Origin of the sequence: Streptomyces sp. Isolate_45, assembly GCF_024721315.2 — a bacterium.
Taxonomy (GTDB): domain Bacteria; phylum Actinomycetota; class Actinomycetes; order Streptomycetales; family Streptomycetaceae; genus Streptomyces.
In genome coordinates, this window is sequence record NZ_JANFAK020000019.1 from 71,633 (window position 1) to 78,284 (window position 6,652).

The following is a 6,652-nucleotide window of genomic DNA, read 5'->3' on the forward strand; positions in this document are numbered from 1 at the left end:
ACGGCGGACACGCCACCGCCAACCTTCCTACCCACCCCGGAGACAGGCTTCTCAATGAGCGACATCATCAACGGACTTGGCCGCACCAGCGCGTTCGGCGCCCTCGGCCTGGTCCTGCTGATCCTCGGCATCGTCCTGGTGGACGTGCTGACGCCCGGGAAGCTCCCGAAGCAGATCTGGGAGGAGCGCAACCGCAACGCCGCCCTCCTGCTCAGCTCCGCGCTCCTCGGCATCGGCGGCATCGTCTTCACCTCGATCTGGACCACGTACGAGGACTTCGGCAAGGGTCTGCTGTCCACCGCGGCCTTCGGCCTGCTCGGCCTGATCCTGATGGCGGTGGCCTTCCTGGTGCTGGACCTGGTCACCCCGGGCAAGCTCGGCGCCATCGTCGTCGACCCGGAGCCGCACCCGGCCGTCTGGGTCACCGCCTGCTGCAACCTCGCCGTCGCCGCCATCGTCGCGGCCTCCATCGCCTGACCCGGCTATCGCACGGCACCTGACACGAGAGCGCCGCTCCCCACCGGGAGCGGCGCTCTCGTCGTACCCGGGGCTGCGCCGGTCGTTCGGCCCGCGCCGACGCCGACGCCACCGCCACCGACGCGACCTAGGCCAGACCCAGGGCGAACACCGCGAACCCCGCCGCCAGCAGCCCCGCCACGGCCCTGCGCGCCACCGACGACCGCCGGCCGTCGGCGGGCGGCGCCTCGAAGCGGCGCGCGTACCGGGCGATGACCACCAGCAGCAGCCCGAACACCGGCATCCACGCGGCCCGCGCCACGATCCACCCCGCGGTCACGGGCGCCGTCGTCAGTCCGGCAACCTCACCGACGAGGGACGCGGGGACGGCCGCCGCCAGCATCGCGCTCTGGTGCCAGCACAGGATCGTCATCGCGCACAGGTTCACCACGACGACCGGCGCCCACCACAACGGTCGCGCCAACAGCCCCGCCAACCGGTCCCGCAGCAGGATCGCCGCCCCCGACTGCGCCGACGCCAGGGCCAACACCAGCAGCGAGGGCGGGTGCGAGTTCGTCCGCGCCTCACCCGGCACCCCGACCATCGACGCCGGGTACTGGAACACCACCAGCAGTACGGTGAACAGCGCGGCCCCGCCCACCAGCAGCAGCCACGCCCCGCGCCGCCCGATCCGCCGCTCACCCCACGAGACGCCCAGTTGGTACGCGAACAGCCAGCCCGGCAGCACGTTCAGCACCGGCAGCCAGGACGGCACGGCCTCGGCGAGCGGCCCGTAGCGCAGCAGGTCCACCACCGCGACCCAGACGAGCAGCGGGGCCGCCGCCCACCCGCCGAGCCGGTGGGCCGCCCGCACGCAGTACGGGGTCAGCGCCGTGACCACCACGTACACCCCGACGAACCACAGGGGCTGGACCACCAGCGTGGCCCCGGTCCGCAGCGTGACCTCCGGCACCCCGGCCGCGTACAACAGCGGCGCGGCCAGCGCCCACACCGCGGTCACCCCCAGTACCGGCCGGCCCAGCCGGACGATCCGGGCCCTCAGCCAGGTCCCGGTGGAGCCCGGACGGCGCCGGAAGGACAGCGCCGAGGCGTAGCCACCGACCAGGAAGAAGATCCCGAGCATCTGGAGCACCCAGCTCGCCGGGGCGAGGCCCCCGAAGGCGGCGAGAGGGCTGGCGTTGTGCAGGCCGCCTTCGGCGTCCACGGTGAAGCCGCCGAGCAGCCAGTGCCCGGTCGGCACCGCCAACAGGGCGAGGGCCCGCAGGCCGTCGACGGCCCGATCGCGGTGCGGCGGCGTCCGCCGGTCGATGCGGTCGGCCGTCCTCCGTACGAGGGCCGTCGCGTTCATCGGGACTCTCCCCGCGCGATCGCGGCGAACGCGGCCAGGGAACTCGTACCGGGGGCGAAGTAGCCGGTGTGGCCCCGGACGTCGCCGGCGGGAATCCGGCGGGCACCGAAGTCGGCCGCCACCGGGTCGGCGCCGTGGCCGATCCCGCCGAACTCGACGTTCGGGACGTCCGCGATCCAGTCGTCCGGGCCGCGGGCGGCCCAGACGCGGGCGGCGGTCCGCAGACCGGTGACGTGCCCCGCCCGCATGCCCGGCGAGCCGAACACGACGATGTCGGAGGCATCGGTGTGCCGGGCCGCCAGCCCGCAGACCACCGAGCCGTAGCTGTGGCAGAAGAGCACCGGATCGGGGGCGCCCACCGCGTCGAGCCCCGCCGTGAACCGGGCCAGCCGGACCGCACCGGCTTCGGCGAGCCTGCCGGCCGCCGCGTCCATGCCGACCCCGACCGGCGTCGTGTAGCCGGTCCACGCGACGACGGCGCCCTGCCCGCCCGTCGCCGCCCGCAGCGCGCGGGCCGTGCCCGCCGGACCGGTGGCCGGTTTGCGCGGGGCGTCGTGGGAGACGGCGTCGTTGTCCGACCCCGGCACGATCACCGAGACCCGAGCGGCGTGTTCCAGGTCCCCGAACACCTCGACGACCTGACCCCGCCCCCGCGGGTCGAAGCCCAGGATCTGCCGGCCCGGAGCGGCCAGGGAGGCGAAGCGCGCCTCGCCCGTGGCGGTGACGGCCAGCCGGTTGGCCTCGTACCGCAGGGGGAGGGGAGCCCCCTCCAGATTGCCCACCACCAACGGGTGGGCGCGCAGCAGTTCCCGCTCGCGCGCCTCGTCGAGGCCGGCGAAGAACCGGGCCACCTCGGCCGGCGCCGCCGTCCACGGATCGGGCAGCGGCCGCTCCGACGTGCCGGCGGCCCGCCATTCGGCGGTGCCCGGCGGCGGCCCGGTGACCACGGCCTGGGCGTCCCCCGCGGCCCAGCCGGCGGTTCCGGCGACGACGGCCAACGCCAGCGCGGCGGCCCCCACGGTCCTTGCGAAGCGGCGCATGCCCCTTCTCCTCTCCTCGTGACGAGGAGGAAGGTAGGAAGGAGGTACCGCACGGCACGTCCCACCGGGGAGCCAACCCGGGGGTCATACCCCAGTAGGGGGTGGAGGAGACGACTTCCGGACGGCGTCGTCCCGTCAGGCCGAATCGCCGGGACGGACCAGACCGGCCTCGTACGCGAAGATGACCGCCTGGGCGCGGTCGCGCAGGTCCAGCTTGCCGAGCACCCGACCGATGTGGGTCTTCACCGTCTGTTCCGCGAGCACCAGATGGGCGGCGATCTCCTGGTTCGACAGCCCGCGCGCGATGAGTTCCAGCACCTCGGTCTCACGCGGCGTCAGCCCGTTCAGGCGCAGCGCCGGATCCTTGCGCGGAGCCGGCCGCTGCCGGACGAAGTCCGCGATGAGCCGCCGGGTCACGGACGGCGCCAGCAGGGCCTCGCCCGAGGCGACCACCCGGACCGCGGCGATCAGGTCCGCCGGCGGGGCGTCCTTCAGCAGGAACCCGGACGCGCCCGCGCGCAGCGCCTCGTACACGTAGTCGTCGATGTCGAAGGTCGTCAGCATGAGCACCTTCGGCCGGTGCACCACCCCGGGCGGCGGATCGAGCAGTTCGCGGGCCGCCGAGAGGCCGTCGAGCTCGGGCATCCGTACGTCCATCAGCACCACGTCGGGGTGCACGGTCCGCGACACCAGCACCCCCTGGCGCCCGTCCGCGGCCTCGCCCACCACGTCGATGTCGGCCTGCGCCGACAGCAGGGCGGCGAAACCCGCCCGCACCATGGCCTGGTCGTCGACGATGATCACGCGGATGGTCAACTGCTGTCCTCGTTCGTCTCGGCGGACCCGTCCCCGCCGTTCAGCGGGAGGCGGGCGGCGACCCGGAAGCCCCCGTCGGGCAGCGGCCCGGTGTCCAGGGTCCCGCCGGTCAACCGTACGCGCTCGCGCATTCCGACCAGACCGTGGCCCGTCCCCGAACTCTCCAGCTCCACCACGGAGTCCCGCGCCGGTCCGTTGACCACCAGCACGAGCACCTCCCCGGCGTCCCGGGTCACCGACACCCTGGTCCGTGCGCCCGGCGCGTGCCGTACGACGTTCGCCAGGGCCTCCTGCACGATCCGGTACGCCGACAGGTCCACCGCGGGCGGCACCCCGTCACCCGCACCGGCCGCCAGCGACAGCTCGACCGGCTGCCCGGCCCGTACGATCGCCTCCACCAACTGCTGGAGCCGGTCCATCCCCGGCTGCGGGGCCCGCTCGCCCTCGCCGTCACCGGCCGCCCCGTCACCGCGCAGCACCGTCAGCAACCGCCGCATCTCGCCCAGGGACTCGCGCGCACTCGCGGCGATGGCCTCGAACTCCTCGCGGACCGGCTCCGCCATGCCGGGCAGCCGGTACGGCGCCGAATCGGCCTGCACGGTGATCACCGACATGTGGTGGGCCACCACGTCGTGCAACTCCCTCGCGATCCGCGCCCGTTCCTCCAACAGCGTCCGCCGCGACCGCTCCGCCTCGCTGATGCTCTCCTGCTCGGCGATCCGCTGCTGCGCGTCACCCAGCCCGCGCAGCGCCCCGGTCACCGCCAACAGCGCCCCGGCCAGCACGAACAGCAGAGCGGCGGTGTTTGTCACCCCGTCCGGCCCGAAGAAGCCGAGCACCACCCCGACCGCGCCCGTGGCCAGCCACACCTTGACCAGCGTCCGGATGGACTCGCGAAGCCCCAGGCAGGCCATCAGCACCAGGTACCCGACGATGACCATCGGGGGCCACGGCCAGGAATGCCCCGCCACCCGGTCGGCGCCGAAGAGCAGCAGGGCCCCCACGACATCGGCGAAGAGCACCATGCCCCACGCGGCCACGGGCCTGGTCACGGCGAGCAGCAGCGGCACCGTCTGAGCCACGCCCAGCGCCCCCGCCCAGCCGCCGCCCAGCGCGTAGTCGTTGACCAGCACGGAGATCGTCACCGGGATCAGCGTGACGACGAAGACGCCCACGACGGCGTACGGCAGCATCCGTTGCCAGCGCGCCGGCGCCCCCGCGAACAGCGGCTCGGCCGCCCGGGCGGGGGTCCGCAGCACGACGGCGAACCGCGCCCGCGCGCCGGGCTTCCCCCGGCCGGTACGGGAACTCCCGGGGGCACGGTCGGCCCCGGCGGCGGCGTGGTCCGGCGCGGGGGCGGCGCCGCGGGCCCGGAACCGGTCTCTGAGACTCATGATCGGACCAGCGTATGCGCAGGGGGTCCGCACGGGCGCCCGAGGAGGTGTCCGCCGGACGTGCCGTCCCGGCTCGTTCCCCCGACGGGCCCCGCTCGTTGACCGGACATGGAGCTGCTGCCGACCATCGCGGGGCCGGGCGTCGGAGAACGGGCCGACGCCGCGGCCGATGCCGCCTGTCACCTCTACGACGCCGTCCTGCCCCGGGGCAACGGCGGACCCGGAGGGTGGAGCCGGACCGCCGCCGAGGACGCCGCCGAGACGATCGAGACGACCGCGCACGCGCTCGCCCTCATCCACCCGCGCGCCGAGGTCATCCTCGCGCCGGTGCACGCGGCCCTCGCGGACCTGCGCCGCCAGCTCGCCCTCGCCCCGGCCGACCCGCTGACCGTCGAGGGCGTCCCGGCCACCCCGCGTTCGGTGGGCAACCCGCGCCGGACCCGCTGGGTACGGGTCCTCACCCCACCCGCGCCCCGGCGACCGCAGCCTGATACAGCTTCCTGATCTGCGCGCCGAAGTACGAGCTGTAGGAGGTGTCGGGCGTGGTCCCGCCGGTCTTCCAGCCGCCGATGACCCCGACCACGTCCCCGGTTCCCGTGCGCTGGTTGTAGCGCGTCAGGAACGGGCCGCCGCTGGTGCCCCCCGGATAGCCGGTGCAGGCGATCCGCAGGAACGAGCCGGGGATCTTCGCCTCCCGACTGGTGAACTTCGTCGTCCGGTTGAAGCACACGCGGGGGCGGGCCGCCGCCGAGGGGTACCCGATCAGGGTGACCCGGGCGTGCGTGAACGTGGCCCCGGTGACCAGCCGGTTCCCGCCGACGACCGTCTCCACCGCCGTCCCGCGGGAGTTCGGGCCGACCCGGGCGAAGGCGACGTCGAGCGTGGCGGCCCGGTCGGCCCCCTCGCGCCGGTAGCGCGGGTCGATCCACATCCTCGGCCGTCCGCCCGCGTCGCGCAGCACGGGGAACATCCCGTACGGCTGCGGCTTCGCCTTGGTGTAGCGCGGTACGAAGGCCACCTGGCGGGAGTCCGGCCCGAGCAGGCAGTGCGCCGCGCTGAGCACCAGGTTGCGCCCGGGGGAGGAGATCACGCTCGCGGTGCAGAAGTACGCGCCGCCGCCCTTCATGACGAACATTCGCCCGACGGTCGGGCTGCCGTCGAAGTCCTTGCCCACGCCGGCCCGGGCGGACGCGGGGATCGGCGCGGCGACGGGCTTCGGGGTCGGCTTGGGAGCCGGTTGCGCGGGCCGAGGGGCCGGAGCGGGCCGGGAGGGGGTGGCGCCGGTGGCGACCGGCGCGGGCTCCGGGACGGAACCGGGCGACGGCACCGCCGAGCCGGTCGGGGTGGTCGGGGTGGCGGGGGTGAGGGGATCGACCGGAGTGACGGGCGGCGACGGGCCGGCGGGGGCGCCCGGGAGGGCGGGCGCCCCTGGAGCCGGAGTCGTCGGGGGTTCGGTGGTGTCGGTGGCCCCGGGGACGGCGGGGGCGGATCCGGGCTCGGGGGTGCCCGGCGCCGGTGCGGGCGGGATCGCTTCGCCCGGGCGGGCCGGTCCGGTGGACGCGGTCGCGTCGGCCGGG

Annotated in this window: 7 protein-coding genes; 2 read left to right on the forward strand and 5 right to left on the reverse strand. The window is 75.1% G+C overall.

The window, feature by feature from the left end; genetic code table 11:
- Positions 1-54 precede the first annotated feature (54 nt).
- The gene (locus tag NOD94_RS09575; RefSeq protein ID WP_281205358.1) at positions 55-477 is read left to right on the forward strand and encodes a DUF350 domain-containing protein; all 423 of its coding nucleotides are present in this window, start codon (positions 55-57) and stop codon (positions 475-477) included.
- Positions 478-604: 127 nt separating this feature from the next.
- Here NOD94_RS09575 and NOD94_RS09580 read toward each other — a convergent pair whose 3' ends face one another.
- The 4 genes from NOD94_RS09580 to NOD94_RS09595 form a co-directional block, all read right to left on the reverse strand.
- Positions 605-1,825 (reverse strand): acyltransferase, encoded by a 1,221-nt coding sequence (locus NOD94_RS09580; RefSeq protein WP_281205359.1) that lies wholly within the window; start codon positions 1,823-1,825, stop codon positions 605-607.
- The gene (locus tag NOD94_RS09585; protein WP_281205360.1) at positions 1,822-2,865 is read right to left on the reverse strand and encodes an alpha/beta hydrolase; all 1,044 of its coding nucleotides are present in this window, start codon (positions 2,863-2,865) and stop codon (positions 1,822-1,824) included. The genes NOD94_RS09580 and NOD94_RS09585 overlap by 4 nt, the downstream gene beginning before the upstream one ends.
- A gap of 135 nt (positions 2,866-3,000) precedes the next feature.
- Positions 3,001-3,681 (reverse strand): response regulator transcription factor, encoded by a 681-nt coding sequence (locus NOD94_RS09590; protein WP_281205361.1) that lies wholly within the window; start codon positions 3,679-3,681, stop codon positions 3,001-3,003.
- The gene (locus tag NOD94_RS09595; protein WP_281205362.1) at positions 3,678-5,075 is read right to left on the reverse strand and encodes a sensor histidine kinase; all 1,398 of its coding nucleotides are present in this window, start codon (positions 5,073-5,075) and stop codon (positions 3,678-3,680) included. The genes NOD94_RS09590 and NOD94_RS09595 overlap by 4 nt, the downstream gene beginning before the upstream one ends.
- A 108-nt stretch (positions 5,076-5,183) precedes the next feature.
- Between NOD94_RS09595 and NOD94_RS09600 the strand changes: the two genes are divergently transcribed.
- Complete coding sequence (locus NOD94_RS09600; RefSeq protein ID WP_281205363.1) at positions 5,184-5,579, forward strand: hypothetical protein; 396 nt, start codon at positions 5,184-5,186, stop codon at positions 5,577-5,579.
- Here NOD94_RS09600 and NOD94_RS09605 read toward each other — a convergent pair.
- Positions 5,533-6,652 (reverse strand): trypsin-like peptidase domain-containing protein (locus NOD94_RS09605; RefSeq protein WP_281205364.1); only part of this gene is annotated, 1,120 nt, incomplete at its 5' end. The genes NOD94_RS09600 and NOD94_RS09605 overlap by 47 nt on opposite strands.